At 35.7% G+C, this 20476-nt stretch carries 20 protein-coding genes; 1 reads left to right on the top strand and 19 read right to left on the bottom strand.

Annotated elements, in window-relative coordinates; all coding sequences use genetic code 11:
* Nucleotides 1-517: 517 nt before the first annotated feature.
* From DFR56_RS05960 to DFR56_RS05925, 8 genes are all read right to left on the bottom strand, one after another.
* Nucleotides 518-1816, bottom strand: a complete 1299-nt coding sequence (locus DFR56_RS05960) for a pyrimidine-nucleoside phosphorylase (RefSeq protein WP_110394524.1) — start codon at nt 1814-1816, stop codon at nt 518-520.
* A gap of 6 nt (nt 1817-1822) precedes the next feature.
* Nucleotides 1823-3010, bottom strand: a complete 1188-nt coding sequence (gene deoB, locus DFR56_RS05955) for a phosphopentomutase (protein ID WP_110394685.1) — start codon at nt 3008-3010, stop codon at nt 1823-1825.
* A gap of 57 nt (nt 3011-3067) precedes the next feature.
* A complete protein-coding gene (xerD, locus tag DFR56_RS05950) occupies nt 3068-3964 on the bottom strand; it encodes a site-specific tyrosine recombinase XerD (RefSeq protein WP_110394523.1) in 897 nt (298 codons plus the stop codon).
* A gap of 2 nt (nt 3965-3966) precedes the next feature.
* Nucleotides 3967-4173: a DUF4227 family protein gene (locus tag DFR56_RS05945; protein ID WP_110394522.1), complete on the bottom strand. Its 207-nt coding sequence runs from the start codon at nt 4171-4173 to the stop codon at nt 3967-3969.
* Between the two features lie 271 nt (nt 4174-4444).
* Nucleotides 4445-4900 (bottom strand): ferric iron uptake transcriptional regulator, encoded by a 456-nt coding sequence (gene fur / locus DFR56_RS05940; RefSeq protein ID WP_110394521.1) that lies wholly within the window; start codon nt 4898-4900, stop codon nt 4445-4447.
* A gap of 92 nt (nt 4901-4992) precedes the next feature.
* Entirely contained in the window at nt 4993-5646 is a 654-nt protein-coding gene (gene spoIIM / locus DFR56_RS05935) for a stage II sporulation protein M (RefSeq protein WP_307786834.1), read from the bottom strand.
* A gap of 91 nt (nt 5647-5737) precedes the next feature.
* On the bottom strand, nt 5738-6904 hold the full coding sequence (locus tag DFR56_RS05930) for an endonuclease Q family protein (protein WP_110394520.1): 1167 nt from the start codon (nt 6902-6904) through the stop codon (nt 5738-5740).
* Nucleotides 6898-7452, bottom strand: coding sequence for an NUDIX hydrolase (locus DFR56_RS05925; RefSeq protein ID WP_110394519.1), 555 nt, complete (start codon nt 7450-7452; stop codon nt 6898-6900). Before DFR56_RS05925 ends, DFR56_RS05930 begins: the two co-directional genes overlap by 7 nt.
* Nucleotides 7453-7573: 121 nt before the next feature.
* On the opposite strand from DFR56_RS05925, the gene DFR56_RS05920 reads away from it, so the two are divergent.
* On the top strand, nt 7574-8488 hold the full coding sequence (locus DFR56_RS05920; protein WP_342353144.1) for an aldo/keto reductase: 915 nt from the start codon (nt 7574-7576) through the stop codon (nt 8486-8488).
* A gap of 81 nt (nt 8489-8569) precedes the next feature.
* Here DFR56_RS05920 and cotE read toward each other — a convergent pair whose 3' ends face one another.
* The 11 genes from cotE to DFR56_RS05865 all read right to left on the bottom strand — a co-directional run bounded on the left by cotE (nt 8570) and on the right by DFR56_RS05865 (nt 20373).
* Nucleotides 8570-9133, bottom strand: coding sequence for an outer spore coat protein CotE (gene cotE / locus DFR56_RS05915; RefSeq protein WP_110394518.1), 564 nt, complete (start codon nt 9131-9133; stop codon nt 8570-8572).
* 307 nt (nt 9134-9440) lie between these two features.
* The gene (locus tag DFR56_RS05910; RefSeq protein ID WP_110394517.1) at nt 9441-9869 is read right to left on the bottom strand and encodes a YlbF/YmcA family competence regulator; all 429 of its coding nucleotides are present in this window, start codon (nt 9867-9869) and stop codon (nt 9441-9443) included.
* Nucleotides 9869-11440, bottom strand: coding sequence for a tRNA (N6-isopentenyl adenosine(37)-C2)-methylthiotransferase MiaB (gene miaB, locus DFR56_RS05905; protein WP_110394516.1), 1572 nt, complete (start codon nt 11438-11440; stop codon nt 9869-9871). Before miaB ends, DFR56_RS05910 begins: the two co-directional genes overlap by 1 nt.
* Before the next feature lie 595 nt (nt 11441-12035).
* A complete protein-coding gene (locus DFR56_RS05900; protein ID WP_110394515.1) occupies nt 12036-12296 on the bottom strand; it encodes a stage V sporulation protein S in 261 nt (86 codons plus the stop codon).
* Between the two features lie 168 nt (nt 12297-12464).
* Nucleotides 12465-13262 (bottom strand): TIGR00282 family metallophosphoesterase, encoded by a 798-nt coding sequence (locus tag DFR56_RS05895; protein ID WP_110394514.1) that lies wholly within the window; start codon nt 13260-13262, stop codon nt 12465-12467.
* Nucleotides 13263-13468: 206 nt separating this feature from the next.
* Nucleotides 13469-15034 (bottom strand): ribonuclease Y, encoded by a 1566-nt coding sequence (gene rny / locus DFR56_RS05890; RefSeq protein ID WP_110394513.1) that lies wholly within the window; start codon nt 15032-15034, stop codon nt 13469-13471.
* A gap of 343 nt (nt 15035-15377) precedes the next feature.
* Nucleotides 15378-16424, bottom strand: coding sequence for a recombinase RecA (recA, locus tag DFR56_RS05885; RefSeq protein WP_110394512.1), 1047 nt, complete (start codon nt 16422-16424; stop codon nt 15378-15380).
* Nucleotides 16425-16600: 176 nt separating this feature from the next.
* On the bottom strand, nt 16601-17845 hold the full coding sequence (locus DFR56_RS05880; protein ID WP_110394511.1) for a competence/damage-inducible protein A: 1245 nt from the start codon (nt 17843-17845) through the stop codon (nt 16601-16603).
* A complete protein-coding gene (gene pgsA, locus DFR56_RS05875; RefSeq protein ID WP_110394510.1) occupies nt 17842-18420 on the bottom strand; it encodes a CDP-diacylglycerol--glycerol-3-phosphate 3-phosphatidyltransferase in 579 nt (192 codons plus the stop codon). Before pgsA ends, DFR56_RS05880 begins: the two co-directional genes overlap by 4 nt.
* A gap of 264 nt (nt 18421-18684) precedes the next feature.
* Nucleotides 18685-19566, bottom strand: a complete 882-nt coding sequence (locus DFR56_RS05870) for a helix-turn-helix domain-containing protein (protein ID WP_110394509.1) — start codon at nt 19564-19566, stop codon at nt 18685-18687.
* Nucleotides 19567-19584: 18 nt separating this feature from the next.
* The gene (locus DFR56_RS05865) at nt 19585-20373 is read right to left on the bottom strand and encodes a YmfK family protein (RefSeq protein ID WP_110394508.1); all 789 of its coding nucleotides are present in this window, start codon (nt 20371-20373) and stop codon (nt 19585-19587) included.
* Nucleotides 20374-20476 lie beyond the last annotated feature (103 nt).

The raw sequence follows: 20476 nt of genomic DNA, 5'->3' as shown, positions 1-20476 counted from the left end.
GATTTTCGCTATGGACAGTTGCTTTCCACAGGCAACGCCTCAACTAATTTTATCCGTTTTTAGCCGACCAGGAGTCTACTTGCATTTCTTTCGCTAAGGAGAATGTAATCAAGATAAAGTAAGATGAACTACTCTAGTTGTCTGGAGCGAAAGTGACTGACTCCAGCGGGAAAAGCACGAGTCTGAAGACCCCGCAGGAAGCGGTTTTCTTCCGAGGAGGCTGAAGCCGTGCCCGCGGAAAGCATGTCACATTTCGCGGAAGACAACGGTAGCATGGAACGTAATTTAGTTGTTTAGAAGACCCCAGTTACTGCGCAGTTTATTTCAACTGTATGATAGTAGAAACAATCGAAATGAAAAAAGCGGTATAGTTTATTAGATGTAACCATTGATCCTAACCAAGCATGTTAAGACAAAGTCAACCTAGATACTAAAATCTTCCTCCCACTTCATTGTCCAAAAATTGTTTTATCCAACTCACTATGCGAAATTTGAGCTTCTTATATACCTTTGTTCCTTATTCAATCGTTTCAATTATTAGTTGATCTGCCATTTGTACATTTGATACTTCAATGCTTTGCTTCATTTTTTTCTTCACAAGATCAATGGAAGGGGTATTTGCATAAATTGTATATAATGAATCACCTTTCTGAACATACTCCCCCAACTTTTTATGTAAAATGATTCCAACCGCTAGATCAATTACTGATTCTTTCGTTTGTCTTCCTGCCCCTAACATCATTGCCGCTTTACCAATTTCATCGGCAACTAACTTAGAAATATACCCTGATTTCTCAGCGTATATAGGGATGATATATTTCGCTTGCGGGAGCTTAGATGGATCATGAATGACGCGATCATCCCCACCTTGTGCTTTAATAAACGCTTGAAACTTTTCAATTGCTTTGCCATTATGTAAGTTTTCATGTAATCTTTCTTTTGCTTCTTTGATTGTGTTAGCTTTCTTGGCTAATACGACCATATGACTTGCTAATTCTAAAGAAAGCTCTGTTAAATCTTTTGGGCCTTGACCTTTTAACGTATTGATCGCCTCTTGCACTTCTAATGCATTCCCAATGGCATTTCCAAGTGGCTGTTCCATGCTTGAGAGAATCGCGACGGTCTTCTTTCCAACCGTATTCCCAATTGCAACCATCGTTTCGGCTAAATTCTTCGCTTCTTCTTTCGTTTTCATAAATGCTCCTGCACCAGTTTTTACATCAAGGACAATCGCATCTGCACCAGAAGCAATTTTTTTACTCATAATAGAACTCGAAATAAGTGGAATGGAATTTACAGTTGCTGTTACATCTCGTAAACTGTAAAGTAATTTATCTGCAGGTGCAAGGTTTTCTGATTGTCCGATGACTGCAAGATGATTTTTATTGACAAGTTCTACAAATTTTTCGGTGGAAAGTTCAACATGAAACCCATTAATAGCTTCTAATTTATCTAACGTTCCCCCAGTATGTCCAAGTCCGCGCCCACTCATTTTAGCAACAGAAACCCCTAAAGAGGCAACTAATGGTGCTAAAATAATAGTCGTCGTGTCACCAACACCCCCAGATGAATGTTTGTCTACTTTTATTCCTTTAATGCTTGATAGATCAACGATATGACCAGAGCGAACCATTGCCATCGTTAGAGCAGCACTTTCGTCAGTCGACATGCCTTGAAAATAAATTGCCATTAATAAGGCGCTCATTTGATAATCTGGAATCATCTTTTTCGTATAACCTTCAATCAAAAAATTAATTTCCGCTTCTGTTAATGCAAAACCTTCACGTTTTTTTTCGATCACATCATACATTCGCATTGATCATCACCTATTTTCTTTTATAAGCTGTAAAAAACTTTCGCCGTAATCTGGTTGTTTAATGTGAAAGTTGTCTGCGATTGTCGCTCCAACATCTGCAAATGTTTTGCGAATCGGTAAAGCTGTTCCTACTTTGGTCTGCTGGTGATATACGAGTAAAGGAACATATTCTCTAGTATGATCTGTACCAGGGTGTGTTGGATCATTTCCATGATCAGCAGTAATGATCAGCAAATCATCTGATTTTAATGCTTGTAGTACTTCCTCCAATTGCACATCAAATGTTTCAAGCGCTTCTCCATATCCTTTAGGGTCTCTTCTATGGCCATATTTGGCGTCAAAATCAACTAAATTTAAAAAACATAATCCAGTAAACGGCTTTTGGATTGTTTCGATTAATTTGATCATCCCATCATCATTACTAACTGTACGAATTGATTCTGTAATTCCTTCCCCATCAAAAATATCCGATATTTTACCTAAAGCAATGACATCATATTTTTCATCTTTTAATTCGTCCATCACAGTACGACCAAAAGGTTTTAACGCATAATCATGTCGATTAGCTGTTCGCGTAAAAGCACCTATCTCGCCAATAAATGGTCTAGCAATAATTCGACCGACTAAATATTTTTCATCTAATGTTAGTTCACGAGCTATTTTACAAATTTGATATAACTCATCAAGTGGGACAACTTCTTCGTGGGCTGCAATCTGCAAAACAGAGTCTGCCGACGTATAGACGATTAATGCTCCTGTTTCCAGATGTTCTTTCCCAAGTTCGTCTATGATCGCAGTACCAGAAGCGGGCTTATTACCGATAATATTTCTCCCTGTCTTTTCTTTTAGCTCATTGATTAGCTCTTCTGGGAATCCATTTGGAAACGTTTGAAACGGTTGCTCAATACGTAAGCCCATTAGTTCCCAGTGACCAGTCATCGTATCTTTCCCAACAGATGCTTCTTCCATTTTCGTATAATATGCTTGTGGGTTCTTTACTTTAAAGAGTCCTTCCGCTTCTTTCACATTACCTAATCCTAACTTCTCTAAATGTGGTAAATGGATTCCTTGCATATACTTCGCAATATTTCCAAGCGTATCTGCACCTACATCATTATATTTTTCTGCATCTGGAGCTTGTCCAATCCCTACTGAATCCAAAACTACTAAAAATATCCGGTTAAATGTTGACATATGATCCATCCTTTCATCATCGTATGACGCTTTGTTATGTACATTCATTGACCAATCTCATTTAGTTGCACGGGGATGAAACTGATCATACATATCTTTTAATCTCGTTTTTGTAATATGTGTATAAATTTGTGTTGTTGAAATATCAGCATGTCCTAGCATTTCTTGAACAGATCGTAAATCTGCACCATTTTCTAGTAAATGTGTGGCAAAAGAATGCCGTAACATATGTGGGGTAATTTCTTTCATTAAACCGGCCTGAAGGGCGATCTTCTTTATCACCTTCCAAAACCCTTGTCTTGATAATGGGCGACCATGATGATTAACAAATAATCTCGTTTCCTTTTTGTTCTTTTTGATGAGTTCATCTCGAGCATTTGCCAAATAATCTTCTATTGCAGCTTTAGCGATTTCTCCTAAAGGAATAATTCTTTCTTTACTCCCCTTTCCAAAGCAGCGAACAAAACCCATTGTAAGATGGAGGTCTGTCACATGTAGTGTCACTAACTCTGTCACTCGTAAACCAGTTGCATAGAGAAGTTCAAGCATTGCTTTATTTCGAATTTCTAAAGGGGAGGAACCTTTTATCTCTAACAATTTATCAATCTCTTGAGCAGTTAATACATCTGGTAACAAACGATCTAATTTAGGGGTTTCTACATACAAGCTTGCATCTGATTGAACGATTTGTTCTCGAATTAAAAATTGATGAAATGAACGAATCGACGAGATCATTCGCGCAATCGTTGCTGCTGATTTTCCTTTATCTTTTATCTTATATAAAAAAGCTACAATATCATTTCTTGTTACATCGTTCCAACTTTTTATTTCTTTTTCCTTTGTGATGTATTGGCCATATTGTGTTAAATCACGTCGGTATGAAGTAAGCGTATTTTCCGCTAAACCGCGTTCAATTTGTAAATGATGGAAAAAATCTTCTACTGCAAATAGCATTTTTACTCTCCTAATCGAAAAAATAAAGGAAGTCGATCCATAAACCCTTCCTCTTCACTAAACACTTTTACTGCCGGGCCTTCGGGTTGGTCATAACGATGGTATTGTTCATATTCATTATGCATTGCCCGTAAACCAAAGTAGAATAAAAACGTACACCCTATAAATATAACGGTAACTTTCAAAAAATCCCATATAAAACGTCTCATTTTATAAACACCTTTCTAAATAGTTCTGACGAACAACCTCTATTAGAAAGATATGCCATAAAAATGAAATTATATACATTCATTTTACACGAATATACTAATACTTACAGCAAAATTGAAAGAAAATTATTTTTTCCAAGTTTTCTTTAAGTTCATTAACTGATATGTTGCCATTCATTTTGTATATGAAAGGATTTTTAGTAGCTATGTCGATATCATCACTTTTCTCCATAAAAAAAAGAACCTCATTTCGTTAAAAATGAAGTCTTTTCTATTTTGCTTTTACTGCAACCTTTTGACATTGTTTACAAATCCCGTGAAAAGTAAGGCGATGATCTTTTACTTGAAATTCCCATTCGTCTTCTACAATTTTTTCCACTTCACCTAATAAGTCCTCAATAATTTCTTCTACTGATCCACATTCCATGCAAACAAGATGGTGATGGAAATGTTCTACACCTTCTTTTCGTAAATCATAACGAGAAACTCCGTCACCAAAATTAATTTTATCAACAATTTTTAATTCCGATAATAATTCTAATGTACGATAGACGGTTGCTAAGCCTATTTCAGGTGCCTTTTCTTTGACGAGTAAAAAGACTTCTTCTGCACTAAGATGATCTTCTTCTCGTTCTAATAGTACCGTCAACGTCGCTTCTCGTTGTGGAGTAAGCTTGTAACCTTTTGAATGTAGTTGTTTTTTAATTCTTTCAATACGCTGTTTCATGGAAATACCCCTCCATCTTTCACTTTAATTATAAGCACACATGAAACAGCTGTCAAAGAATAATCATTACTTTTTGTAAACAATAATAATTATTACATTATACTTATTATCACATAACTTGTTTTAAGAACAGCTTTAAATGCTTCATTAGAAATAAAAGTTTCAATTATTGAACTACCGAATGCACATATAATTAAAATGATAAAAATAAAAGTATATTGGATAAATGGTCTACCGATTGAATGGGTGACCGAACGTCCGAATAGTTTGTACAATAAGGTTAGTGAAAAGATCATTGATAAGCAACCAGCAACAATATAAACCGGAATAATAATCATATTTTGCGGAGCGATGGACAATGTTGCTAATAAAAGCCCTTTGCTCCCTAACTGGTTAACAATGAAGCCGACAGAAAAACCAATTACTAATCCTTTTATAAATATTAATACCCAAACGACTGGTAATCCAATGATTGTTAACCCTAAAATAAAGAGTAAACTTAAATATTTAAAATGGAAAAAAAAGCTTCTTTTCAAAATATCTTTACTGGCAATTGTTTCGTCTCCATTAAGTTGGATAAAATATTGATCCAAATGAAAAAATAAGTCTTGTTTTTGAATGAAACTCATACTATTTACTGTTAATGCACCGAAAATGATTCCTGTTAAAAATAAAGTTGTCATAAAAATATAAATAGTCATATTATCTTTCACATGATCAAAGACGAAACTTTTTTTCATATACATAAAAATCCTCCATCTATTAAATGCTGTTATATTTAATAGATATGAAAGAATTCGATGTAACATTACAACTATTTTTGGATCGGTACTAGACTTATTTCTTTATCCGTCCATATTTACCGCCACCACCGGCTTCTACTTGCTGTTTACCATTTCTCATATCGATGATTGTTTTCGCTAGTTTCATTGGAACAACCTTCTGTAATTGCTCAAATGATGCATGGTGGAGCACATTCATTTCCGTGCCGAATGTTTGAAGCAGCTTCTCAAATGTTTTCGGTCCGAGTCCCGGTAAATATTCCAGTGGTACTTGATAATAATAAGGTGGACGACCATTTTTCTTGTTATTACTATTTTTTAACTCGTTAATTCGATCATACACACCGTTAATAATCTTTTTTGACTGACATGTTGGACATTGAGTTGTTCGAAAAGGTACTGCAGTAAAACATGATTGACAAACAGTTGTATAGTATTTTCCCAGTTTTGGATTCATGCCAAAGTTAGCAATTATTTTTCTTCCATTTATTTCGTGAAGAGCAAAAGATAATTCTTTAAAAGAGGCTTCTTTCATCATGATTTGTTGATATTCTCTTCCGATTTTGGCTAACGAATGGCTATCTGAATTTGTTACATACGTATATAGATGTAATTCTTTAATTTGATCAGCCATTTCCGTATCAGAGCTTAATCCAAGTTCTATCGCATCGATTAAGTCAGGATCAAACACTTCTGTTAATGATTGTTTTACTCCTTTTCCATATACACTTTTAAAAGGAGTAAATACGTGAGCCGGAATAAATAAACCGTCTAGTTCTTTCACCTTGGACTGCAATTCTTTCGCAGTACCATAATATCGTTGTGAACTTAAATGAATATTAGTCATCCTACATTTCAACCAAGTCGTAAACTTCTGAATCGATTCCAGTGTTGGAAAATAGCATAAAACATGTAGTGGACCTTGACAGTTATCATCGTAAATTTCAATTTCTGCTCCCATAATAAGGGTAACATTTTCAAAGCGAATCCCACCATCTGTCAGTAGTCTTGCTTTACCTTTTTCAAGTAATTGCATCATTTCTTGTTGTACTGCCGGAGCTTGAGAGTCGATGACACCAACCATTTCTATCCCTTTTCTCCGACCAGCCTCTTTTAATATATTTGTTAAAGTTAACTTGTTTGAAGCCGTTATTTTTACAGGTTTGTTATCCATATCTCGCCCAATATGAATATGTAAATCGGCAAAATATGAATTTAACATTGTTTATCCATCCTACTAATTTTAACATATTGTATTGCTAGTATCGTTTTCGCATCATAAATCTTTTTCTCTACAATATATTGTTCCGCTTCTTCTAATGTCAATGTGATTAATTGAATAAACTCATCTTCATCACCTTGGACCATCTCCTCTAATTGGATTAATTCCTCTGTATAATAAAGGTGAATAAGCTCATCGGCAAAGCCTGGTGAGGTGTAAAAAGAAGAGATATGTTGTATTGATTTTGTCGTATAGCCTGTTTCTTCTTCAAGCTCTCTAATAGCCGTAACTGTCGGATCTTCATTTGGTTCGATTTTCCCTGCTGGGATTTCAATGATCGATCTTTCTAACGGTTTTCGGTATTGTTCAACAAATATGATTTTCCCATCGGATGTAACAGGGATAATGGCAACGGCTCCCGGATGTTTGACGATTTCTCGCTTCGATTTATTTCCATCTGGTAAGAGAACGTCATCAACTTGAACAGAAATTATTTTTCCGTCAAAGATTTTCTCTGTTTTTGTCGTTTTTTCCTCAAATTTTTTCATCTATATTTAACCCTCATTTATTGTTGTTTATTTTATTTTATCATAAGTTAGCCAGAAGAGTTGTGATCTAAATCATTCATCCCATACAATAGAAATACAATTACTTTTAATGAGGGTGTTTATGTTGAAGAAAAATCGTTTAGGTAAATCGAATCTTTTCGTAACTCCATTAACTTTAGGTTGTATGTCACTTGGAACGAACAGAAATAAAGCGATTAATATGTTACATCATGCAATTGATAGTGGGATTAATCATGTAGATACAGCAGATCTATATGGTTTTGGAGAAAATGAAAAAATAGTTGGTGAAGCAATCAAACAAAAGCGAGAAAAAATTGTCTTAACAACGAAGGTGGGCAACCATTTTGATAAACAAAAAAGAACTTGGTTTTGGGATCCTCGAAAAGAATATATAGAAAAAGCGGTAGATGATAGTCTTAAACGGCTTCAGACAGATTATATCGATCTTTATTTATTACACGGTGGAACAATGGATGATGATATGGATGACACTATTGAAGCGTTTGAACGATTAAAATCCGAGGGGAAAATTCGCGCATACGGCATTTCATCCATTCGCCCAAATGTTATTAATGAATATATGAACCGGGCAAATATTGATGTAGTCATGATGCAATATAGCATGCTTGATCGTCGTCCAGAAGAATTATTGGATATGTTGAATGAAAAGAAAATTAGTGTATTAGCACGAGGTCCTTTAGCAAAAGGTATTTTAAGTAATGATTCCCAAAAGTTACACACAAAAGGCATGGAAGGATTTGTCCAATATAGTGAGATAGAATTAAAGAATACCATTCAACATCTTTCTGAGCTAAATGAATCAATCACCACATTAGCCTTTCAATTTGTTCTGCAACATCCAGCTGTTGCTAGCTGTGTGTTTGGAGCTAGTACGATGAACCAGTTAGAAGAAAATATCCGTAACAGCCGTATTTCTCCAATGAAAACGGGGCTCTATGAACAAATTAAAAAAATAACGAAACAACTACCATATGAGGAACATCGAATTCGTTAACCTATTCGGTTACTGATGAATAAACAAATATAGAGCTATCTATTCTTCATTTGATTAGATAGCTCTTAATAGGGGTAGAAGTCATCTTCTTTTCCCTTTAATAAAATCGCCCCTTACATCGTCCTTACGATCGTCATCTTTCGGTCTACCGTGTTTATGGTCGTGTTCATCGGACTGGTGAGTTGGGCTTACCTTGACATTTACCTTCGTTTCACCAATTACTTTTACTACAAATTCTCTTTCGACTTCAACTGCAATTCGGTTCCCTTGTTTTTCAATTTTGCATTGTAAACAGTTAGGTTGTTGTATCACTTTGGCAATAACTTCATAATCATCATGTAAGCACTGTTCATCTCTACTAGATAATTTAACTTCGTCACAGTAGTTCACTTTTTCTGAGACGACTTCAGTTTTAGTATTATCGTTAAAGGAATACCATATGTTAATATCATAAGTACCATGAACTTCTACAATATCTGTGCATTTCTTTTTAGCATGATAGATATGGTTAATGACCCAACACCCTAATATGCTAGATGGTTTATGTGATGGCGATACATGGTTCATCGATTTCGTTAATTTTCGACCTCTCCCACAAACAGCTTTCGTTATGATTTCTCTATAATCATTATCAAGAAAAGTCATTGTTACGCATACCTCCTCTTTTGTCATAGTCATTTTATGCAAGACAAATACCTAAGGTGCATACGTAACAAATAAAAATAAAATGAAGCCTATTATAGATTGATTAAAAAACCGCGTCCAGAATACAGTTCATTTACGTAGGTGACCCATGAACTTTTGAACTATCGTTCTCTTCGGGTCCCACTCTGCCCATGTATCCTATAGGAGTCTACGTGTGTTCTGGACGCTTTAGCAGCATTTAACAAAACTTTTTATTCTTTCAAAAAGCACAACCAAAGTTTAGCCATTTTTCATTTCCTCAAGTGTTTTATTGACCACATGATGTTTTATTTTTTGCTTTTGATCCTGTTTCTCCTGATAACAGGTCCCCATCTGTATCTTTTATAACATGATTGGTTACTTCACGAGCGATCGTTCCTGAAACTAACTGCAATACATCATTTACAACCACTTGAATTTCTTTAAATTCTTGTACGACCGGAATATTATCTAACTCTGTTTGAATAGTTTCAATTTCTGTTTCCACTTTTTTTAATGCTTCCGTTTTCTCATAAGCTTGTAAATTAACAGCAGATTTTTGTAATGTTTTAATTCGTTTAATTAATCGCTGTACTTTCTCATTTTCGTTAATTTTTGCCTCTACTTCTTTGAAGCGCTCGATTTCTTCCGTATTAGCAATCATCGACGCTAATGACTTTGCTTCTGTTATTACTTCTTGACGTGTATATTGTTTCATCAATTGCTCACCTCGGCTGTCTTTTCTACTAATTCTCCGTTTAATGACCATGTTTTTGTATCAGTAATTTTTACATCAACTATTTTTCCAATAATCGATTTTGGCCCTTTAAAATTGACCACTTTATTTTTTTCTGTATAACCTGCTAGAACTGTTTCGTCTTTTTTACTTTCCCCTTCAACAAGTACTTTGACAACTTTTCCTTCATACGCATCCATTGACTCTGCCGATTGTTTATTCACGAGATCATTTAATCTGTATAGACGTTCTTTTTTCACTTCCATCGGCACATCATCTTTTTTAACTGCTGCTGGTGTCCCTTCTCGAGGTGAATAAATAAAAGTATAAGCAGCTTCAAAACCGACCTCTTCCATCAATGTCATTGTTTCTTCAAACTGTTCGTCTGTTTCATTTGGAAAACCAACGATTATATCGGTTGTTAATGTAACGTTCGGTATTGCTTTTTTAATTTTGGCCACTAATTCCAAATAAGATTCACGCGTATACTTTCGATTCATTTTTCGTAAAATTTCACTACTTCCAGATTGTACTGGTAAATGGATATGATCAAGGAGATTTCCGCCTTTAGCTAGGACTTCAATTAAATGGTCATCGAAATCACGTGGATGGGATGTCGTAAATCTGACACGTGGAATATCGATCTTATGCATATCGTTCATTAAATCAGCAAATCGATATTCGATATCATCAAAATCCTTTCCGTATGCGTTGACATTTTGACCGAGTAACGTAACTTCTTGATATCCTTGTGCAGCTAGATGACGAACTTCTCTAATAATATCTTCCGGTCTTCTACTCCGCTCTTTTCCGCGTGTCATAGGAACGATACAATACGTACAAAATTTATCACAGCCATACATAATGTTTACCCATGCTTTAATTTGACCATGTCGAACTTTAGGGAGGTTTTCAATAATATCTCCTTCTTTTGACCATACTTCAACGACTTGGACTTTACTAAACATTGCCTCTTTAATTAAATCTGGTAGGCGGTGGATATTATGTGTACCAAAAATTAAATCAACTTGCTGATGTTTTTGCATGATCCGGTTTACAACGGATTCTTGTTGGGACATACAGCCACACACACCAATAATCAAATCTGGTTTTTCTAGTTTTAATGGTTTTAAATGTCCAAGTTCGCCAAACACTTTGTTTTCAGCATTTTCCCTAATCGCACACGTATTTAATAAAATAATATCAGCATCATCTGTATCTAGCGTACTTTCATATCCCATTTCCGATAAAATCCCCGCCATTACTTCTGTATCATGCTCGTTCATTTGGCAGCCGTAAGTGCGAATAAGGAACTTTTTTCCCTTCCCAATTTTGCTCATTTCTTCGGGGATTTCAAAATCATAATGTACTTCAATTTTATCACGACCACGTTTTCGTGCTTTTTTTATATCTGGTGGTGTATAGGTTGTTTGAAAATAATGAGCAAAATCTTCTGTTGTTTTTTCGGATAAAGGTTTGTCCTGACTGGATTTTCTGTCCACGGATGAGACCTGTTTTATTTGCGCTTGTTCTTTACGCTGTTTTTCATTCATAAAGAAACTCCTTCCTTCTTAAATCGTTTAAGCATATAAACATATTCATTTAATTAGTATATAATCTTTATCGTTATTTCACAATGAATGACATTTGATGGAGTCTGTCAAGTATTTACGGGGGCCACTCTCTCCTTGTTGGCTTATTTACCGATTCAATAACTTTTTGGGAATTATCGCTTTTCGCGGGCACGGCCTCAGCCCTCCGACGCACAATGTTTATTGCGACGAGTAAGCACAGTCCCAGGACGTCGCGTACTTAACCTGCCTCGGAAGAAAACCAGTCTACGGGGTCTTCGGACGGTGAGACTGGGAGTCCCATCGAAAACTATTTGCTATTCCAGCGGGTGCCTTCATGTATGGCAACCGCTTTTTTGCTGAAAAGCTGCTAACCATTCCCACCCTAATAATTGTACACAAATTAAAAACAATGGGAAACTTTCTCTTCTTTTTTCCTCATAATTGTTAGAATGTTGTAACTATCTCCTCATTAATAGTTTATTCATTCATCTATAATGCATAAAAAACTACCTTTTCAAAATGAAAAAGGTAGTTTTTTCTTATTACATATCAATTAAACTTACATTTTCATATTTCAGCGCGGCTCTACAATTAACTTTATCGCTGTTCTTTCTTCACTATCAATTAAAATGTCTGTAAAGGCGGGAACACAAATTAAATCTACTCCGCTTGGTGCGACAAAGCCCCTAGCGATTGCCACTGCCTTAATTGCTTGATTTAACGCTCCTGCACCAATTGCTTGAAGTTCTGCTGTACCATTTTCCCTTAATACATTTGCTAATGCTCCTGCTACTGAGTTCGGATTTGACTTTGCTGAAACTTTTAAAACGTCCATTACTTAGTACCTCCTCCATTAACTAATATAGATTTATTGCTACTATATTCTAAGAAATGATACCTTATTACTTAATTATGCACGAATTACCATAAATTACAACTATTCAACCTTTACAAACACATGATAGACAAGCCAATGATCCTGTTTTAATCGCATGTATTTATTTTATCCGAAAAAAGGATGATCATCGTTAATTAAAATTCGCTCGATATTTGTCGATTTTCCAGTCGTTTTATCGATTGTTATGATACAGCCATTTAATTGATTTCTTCCTTTTGCATCAACTTCAAAGCGCACAGGCATATTCGTTAAAAAACGTTTGATAACAGCCTCTTTTTCAACACCTAAAATACCATCATACGGGCCAGTCATCCCTACATCTGTTATATATGCAGTTCCATTCGTTAATATTCTTTCATCTGCTGTTTGTGTGTGGGTATGTGTCCCAACAACAGCGCTCACCCGACCATCTACATACCAAGCAAAAGCTTGTTTTTCACTCGTGGCTTCCGCATGGAAGTCGATAAAAATAATATTCGTTCGTTTTTTTGCTTGTGTAATTAATTCATCTGCTTTACGAAACGGATCATCATGTTGGTCTAAAAAAGTTCTCCCTTGTAAATTAATAATTGCTACTTCTATATTATTCACCTTGACGAAAATGATCCCTTTTCCAGGATTATTTTCAGGAAAGTTTGCAGGTCTCACTAAGTAAGCTGCATCATCAATAAAATCAATGATCTCTTTTTTATTCCATGTATGGTTCCCCATCGTCACTGCTTGCACATCAAGGTTTAAAAATTCTTTATAAATCTTTTCTGTTATTCCTTTTCCAGCAGCCGCATTTTCTCCGTTTACAATCGTAATTTGCGGCTTAAATTTTTCTTTTAACTTTGGCAAATAGTCAGAAACCATATTTCTACCAGGTGAACCGACAATATCACCAATAAATAATATTTTCATGATTAAATCATCCTTCTATGTAGTATAACATTCTTTTCCATTTTACTAAATAGTGTAGAGAAATTATCTTTATTTATCAAAAAAAAGCGGTATTTCCACCGCTTTTTTTTAAGGAAAACTTATATTCATTTAAAACTGTTACATAGATATTTATCTATGCTAGTTTTGCGTTCTGCTTTTTACGTGTAAAACCAAATGTTGCTTGATTACTTCGCGTATTCTACTGCTCTTGTTTCCCTAATTACTGTCACTTTAATATGACCTGGGTATTCAAGTTCTCCTTCTATACGCTTACGAATGTTTCTGGCAATATGTGTTGCCTCTGAATCATCAATTTCATCTGGCTTTACCATGATGCGTACTTCACGTCCTGCCTGTATTGCATAAGACTTTTCAACACCATTAAATGAATCTGAAATTTCTTCCAACTTCTCCAAACGCTTAATATAGTTTTCAAGCGTCTCACTTCTTGCTCCTGGTCTTGCTGCTGATAATGCGTCAGCCGCGGCGACTAGAACTGCAATGACGGAAGTTGCTTCTTCATCCCCATGGTGTGATGCAATTGCATTAATAACGACAGGATGTTCTTTATACTTGATTGCAAGTTCCTTGCCAATCTCAACGTGACTTCCTTCCACTTCATGGTCAATTGCTTTTCCAATATCATGGAGTAAACCTGCTCTTCTAGCTAGCACTTCGTCTTCACCTAACTCGGCTGCAAGTAGTCCAGTTAGATAAGCGACTTCCATCGAATGCTTCAACACATTTTGACCATAGCTAGTACGATATTTTAAGCGACCTAATATTTTGATTAAATCAGGGTGCAATCCATGCACACCGACTTCGAATGTCGTTTCTTCTCCAATTTCGCGTATATGTTCATCCACTTCACGTCTTGCTTTATCGACCATTTCTTCAATTCGTGCCGGATGAATACGTCCATCTTGCACTAATTTTTCTAAAGCAAGTCGAGCGATTTCTCGTCTAACTGGATCAAATCCTGATAATATAACCGCTTCAGGTGTATCATCGATAATCAGATCGATTCCGGTCAATGTTTCAAGCGTCCTGATATTACGACCTTCTCGACCGATAATACGACCTTTCATTTCATCATTAGGTAGATTAATTACCGATACAGTTGTTTCAGCAACATGATCTGCGGCACAGCGTTGTAAAGCTAATGATAATAAATGTTTTGCTTTTTTATCCGCTTCTTCTTTCGTGCGATTTTCCGCCTCCTTGATCATTACTGCAGTTTCTTGTTTCAGTTCATTTTCCACTCGCGTTAAAATAATTTGTTTTGCTTGGTCAGTTGTATATCCAGAAATGCGTTCAAGCTCCGTATGCTGCTCTACTAGTATAGCTTCCACTTTGCTTTCCATTTCTTCAATTTGTTGTTGTTTTTCTGCAAGCGCTTGTTCCCTTTTCTCCAAGGAAAGCTCCCGCTTATCAAATGTAACACTCTTTTTGTCTAGAATTTCTTCTTTTTGAATTAAACGATCTTCTTGTTTTTGAATCTCTAAACGACGTTCACGTAATTCTTCTTCAGCTTGCTGACGAAATACATGACTTTCTTCTTTCGCTTCAAGAAGTGCTTCTTTTTTAGCGGCATCTGCATTCCGGCGTGCTTCATCAACTATTTGTTTCGCTAAATCCTCCGCACTTGAGATTTTAGCCTCTGCAATAGATTTACGAATCAGATAACCAACAACAATACCGACGATTAGGACTAAGGCGAGCAAAATGGAGATGAGTATAGGATTGTCCACGTTCTTCACCTCCCATTGCTATGAAATTGTAAAATTCTTTATTGTCGGCATATACCATATCAATAGTGAATAAAATTGTATAACTAATTTATAAAATTATACAACTTAATTTTAATTGTACCAATAACCAATGTCAATGAAAAGCTTTTATTTAAAAAATATTAGAAAATATCATTTTTCATAGATTTTTATAAAAAATAAATTTAAAACAAATGTTTTCATCAAGTAAAAGCAAGTTTACAATGATTCCGCCGCTCCTAAAAAGTACAAAAAAAGAGTAGATACATGTTGAAAAAAACTCCTCTACTCTCATCATAACCTATTTTCAAATAAAATTTTTTTATTAAAATTCTGCTTCTTCTTGTACAGCTTCTTCTTGCATATTTTCTTCTTTACCTTCTGTTTCATCTAATTGATGAAAATCTCTAATTGCTGTATGAATCTCTTCGGCCATCGCTTCATTTTCTACTAAAAACTGTTTAGCATTTTCTCGACCTTGGCCAAGTCGCTCACCGTTATATGAATACCAAGCTCCACTTTTTTCTACAATATCTAGCTCAGAACCGATGTCTAGTATTTCTCCTACCCTGGAAATTCCTTCTCCATACATAATATCAACCATCGCTTGTTTAAACGGTGGGGCAACTTTATTTTTTACGACTTTAATTCTCGTTTTGTTACCAATCATATCTGTTCCTTGTTTTAATGTTTCCGCCCTACGTACTTCGAGGCGGACAGACGAATAAAACTTAAGAGCCCGACCACCTGGTGTTGTTTCCGGATTCCCAAACATCACACCAACTTTTTCGCGAATTTGGTTAATAAAGATTGCAATTGTTTTTGATTTATTAATGGCTCCTGATAGTTTTCTTAATGCTTGAGACATAAGGCGCGCCTGTAAACCGACGTGTGCATCTCCCATTTCCCCTTCAATCTCGGCACTTGGGACAAGTGCCGCAACAGAGTCAACGACGATAACATCAATCGCACCACTGCGAACGAGAGCCTCGGCAATTTCAAGTGCTTGCTCTCCTGTATCAGGTTGCGATAATAATAATTCATCTATATTTACTCCAAGGGCTCGTGCATAATTCGGATCGAGTGCATGCTCTGCATCAATAAATGCAGCTTGCCCTCCTAATTTTTGTGCCTCGGCAATTGCGTGTAAAGCGACAGTCGTTTTGCCCGATGATTCAGGGCCATAAATTTCAATTACTCTACCTTTTGGATAGCCACCAATTCCTAAAGCAACGTCTAAAGCTAAGGAGCCACTTGGAATAGTATCTATTTTACGCTCCGCTTCTTCTCCTAATTTCATTACAGAACCTTTTCCAAATTGCTTTTCTATTTTTCTTAACGCCTCATCTAACGCTTTTTGTTTATCACTCAATACGTTTACCTCCCATAATAATCTATCTATCATCATACATTGTTTTATCATATTACTCAAACGATATGCGAATGCATGTTCTTTCATTTTGCTATTTATTTTTAGCCTATCATTCTATTATTCGAGCAATATTTTCGTGAAAGTAGCTTTTTGGACGAAAAAAATCAATCGAAAAATCATTTTAAGTAGTTAAATAAAAGTTCATACCCTTTTAAAACAGCTCGATAACGAATTTGCGCCCTACTCCCGTGAAAATGACATTTTTCGACATGTTCATACCCATTTTCATCGTACAGTCCAATAAATACTGTTCCAACACTCTTTTCTTCTATTTCGTTAGGTCCTGCTACTCCTGTAAAACTAATTCCGATTGAAGAGTGTAACAGAGAAGCAATATTTTTCGCAAGGGCAATAGCACATTCTTCACTAACTGTTCCCTTTGTCTTTATTATTTCCGCAGGTACATGTAATACATTTTCTTTTACTGCTGGGTCATAGCAGACGATTGCTCCTTTAAAAACGGTCGATGCACCGTGTAAAGAAACAAGTTTATCCGCAAATAATCCCCCTGTTAAACTTTCTGCTGATGCGATACGTTTATGATGTTTTTGCAGCAAGGTAAAAACGGTTTCTTCAATACTTTCATTGTTTATACCATAAAAATATTCCCCAACCTCAGCTAAAATAGTTGATTGCGTCTGCTGTAACATCGCTTGTGCTTGCTGAGCCGTTTTTGCCTTTGCCGTTAATCGAATCGTGACACCATCTTTTTGGGCAAGCGGGGCAATTGTCGGATTTTGTTGGGTTGAAATGATATGTTGTAACTTATGTTCTAAAGCAGATTCGCCGATACCGATGAAGCGTAAAACAGTTGACTGCAATATCATTTCTCCATTCATTTTTTTCAAATATGGAATGACTTCATCAGTTAAAATTTGCTTCATTTCGCGTGGAACACCAGGTAAAAAAATCCACTTTACTCCTTTATAATCGACGATATTTCCTGGGGCCATACCGACTTTATTTTCAAGTATGATGGAATCTTTAAATACACGTGCTTGTCTTTTATTATTCGGTGTCATCGGTTTTGCTTGCATGTCATAAAATTGTTTTATTTTTTGTAATGCATGTTTTTCTTCTATAATTGGAATATTGCTAAATTGTTGTAATGCTTCTCTAGACAAGTCATCTTCTGTCGGACCAAGACCACCTGTGACAATGATAACATTGGATCGTGCTTGCGCTTGCTCAAAAACCGCAGTAAGCCTAGCCAAATTATCCCCAACGACAGTGTGATAAAAAGTATTGATCCCATTTAATGCGAGTTGTTCAGATATCCACTGGGCATTTGTATTCACAATTTGTCCAAGCAAAAGTTCCGTACCGACGGCAATTATTTCCGTATTGATCGTTTTACTCATTTGGAATCCCTCATCACATGCCAATTTTTAACGAAATATTCTACTCCTGACCATGTTGTTAACACGAGAGCTATATATAACACAATGATATCTATTGGAAAACCGAGATAAGAAAATGGGAAGTTATGAAATAATAACAAAGCGATGGAACCAATTTGGGACACTGTTTTTATTTTTCCCATATTACTTGCAGCTAGCACAATCCCTTCTCCTGCTGCTACAAGTCTAAGTCCTGTTACAGCAAACTCTCGACTTATAATTAAAATAACGATCCATGCTGGAGCAAGTTCTAATTGGACTAATAAAATAAATGCGGCGGAGACAAGTAATTTATCTGCTAGTGGGTCCAAAAATTTCCCCATATTCGTAATTAAATGATATTTTCTTGCATAATAACCATCTAGCCAATCAGTAAGTGAGGCAACGAAAAAAATAATACCTGCGACAAAATGAGTAATTGGTAATGTTGTCGTTCCAATATTCCATTCACCCCAGTCAAATGGGATGCTAAGGATGATAATAAAAATCGGAATTAAACATATACGAGATAATGTAATTTTATTAGGAATATTCAAGTTCATTCACCTTTCTATCATTAAAGTCTGTATCTAGAGGATGTTCAAAAAGTCCAACAACAATGACACATCGAATTTCTACGTTGGCAGTTAAGAAAGGATAAATCCTTTCTTAACTCACATAAGTGCAACTTTAGTTCTCGCTGTAAAAGCGTGGCGTTTTTAGCCAGTGGAACTTCTCAGGTCTTCTTTTATCGCCCTTTTTGAACACGCACTAATAGTGTAAAAAACCCCTCGACATTAGAGGGGCAACTAATCATTTTATTAGTCCTGAATTAAATTTACCCACATTTTTTGGTGTATGCGCTCATTCGCATTTACTGGGTATTCTAATTCAACACCATTTATCGTTACTTTTAATCCTGGAGTATTCCCTATATTAAAGTAAATTTTTTCTTCAGCCGATACATCAAATGTTTCAGTTCCAGTGTCGATCTCACCTTCATAAAAAACTGCACCACTATCTCCAGTAAATTGAATATACGTTCTTTCACTCACTTCAAAAGCAACTTCAACTTGCTCTCCAGTATAATGAAAATCAAGTGTCGAAAGCGGTGAATTTCCTTCTCCTACTTCAACGACGGAAAAGCCTGATGCGTCATCTTCGTCCTTTTGTTCTTCCTCTTCATCAGCTTCGTCTGTTCCTTTATCTTCATCATTTGTATCAGCCTGGTCACCTTCTTCATTTTCATCGACATTACGAATAATTTCATCGTTTTCTTGAGGTTCTTCCATAATGCCGTTATTACCATTTAATGTTTTCTGATATAAAGTCCAAGCAACAAAGAAAATACCAATAACTAATATAATCACAATAACTGATGGTAATAAAGAAAAGATAGATGAGCTTTTCGCTGTTCGAGGTCTTTTCGTTCTTTCAAGCCGTGTATATTGTACCGATTCTTCCTCTTCCGTTTGAATACTTTCTTCATCGAATCCAGATAAAAGTTCTGATGCATCTAAGCCTACTGCTTGTGCATATTCTTTCATAAACGCCCGAGCATAAAATCTTCCGGGTAGAGCATGAAAATCATTTTGCTCAATTGCTACTAAATACCTTTTTTGGATTTTAGTCATTTCTTGTATATCATCGAGAGAAAGATTGTTTGCTTCTCTTGCTTCTCTAAGGATCTCACCGATTTCCATTGTTAAACACCATCCATTTTAAAATTCAAACATTGAATAACCTGAGTCTGAACCGAGTCGTCGCTCAATTGAATCATATGTAATTTCTTCATTCTCATCTCGACGAATTTCAATAATATAGTCAAAATCATCAATTGTATATTGAGTTGTTTGAATAAAAATATCGGGATGCTCTACAACTTTCGTTGCCGGTATTTGCATAATCTCTCGAATCAACTGCCAATGTTGTTCACTTGCACGTTGTTGAGATACTACACCATCAATAATATAAATATAATCTTCGCCGTATTCACCTTCTATTAATTGGTTTCTAACCGTTTGTTTTAGCAAAGTACTTGAAACAAATAACCATTTCTTATTTGCACTAACACTTCCTGCCACGATGGATTCCGTTTTACCTACACGAGGCATCCCTCTAACTCCAATTAATTTATGTCCCTCACTTTTAAACAATTCGGACATAAAATCAACGAGTAAACCGAATTCTTCACGAACAAAACGAACTGTTTTTCTATCTTCTGTATCGCGATGGATATATTTGCCGTGTCTAACAGCTAACCGATCACGTAATTTAGGTTTACGAAGTTTCGTTATTTTTATCGTATCAACCTTATCTAAAATTGTTTTTAACCGTTCAATATGTTCATCATGTTGAGAGAGGAGTAACATTCCTCTTCGTGACTTTTCAATGCCATTAATCATTATAATATTGATGGATAACATACCTAATAAAGAAGAGATATCACCGAGTAAACCAGGTCGATTATATTGTAACTCATATTCGAAATACCATTCTGTCTTCTCCATTACAATATCCTCTTTTCACCTATTAATGTCTGTTCAAAAGAATTAAAAAAGAATAAAGAAATTGTTCAACCTTCTGAACTTTAGTTTATAATAACGTCCTCCT

It is taken from the genome of Pseudogracilibacillus auburnensis (genome assembly GCF_003201975.1).
GTDB lineage: Bacteria > Bacillota > Bacilli > Bacillales > Amphibacillaceae > Pseudogracilibacillus > Pseudogracilibacillus auburnensis.
This window is presented reverse-complemented; position numbering and strand designations above follow the sequence as displayed.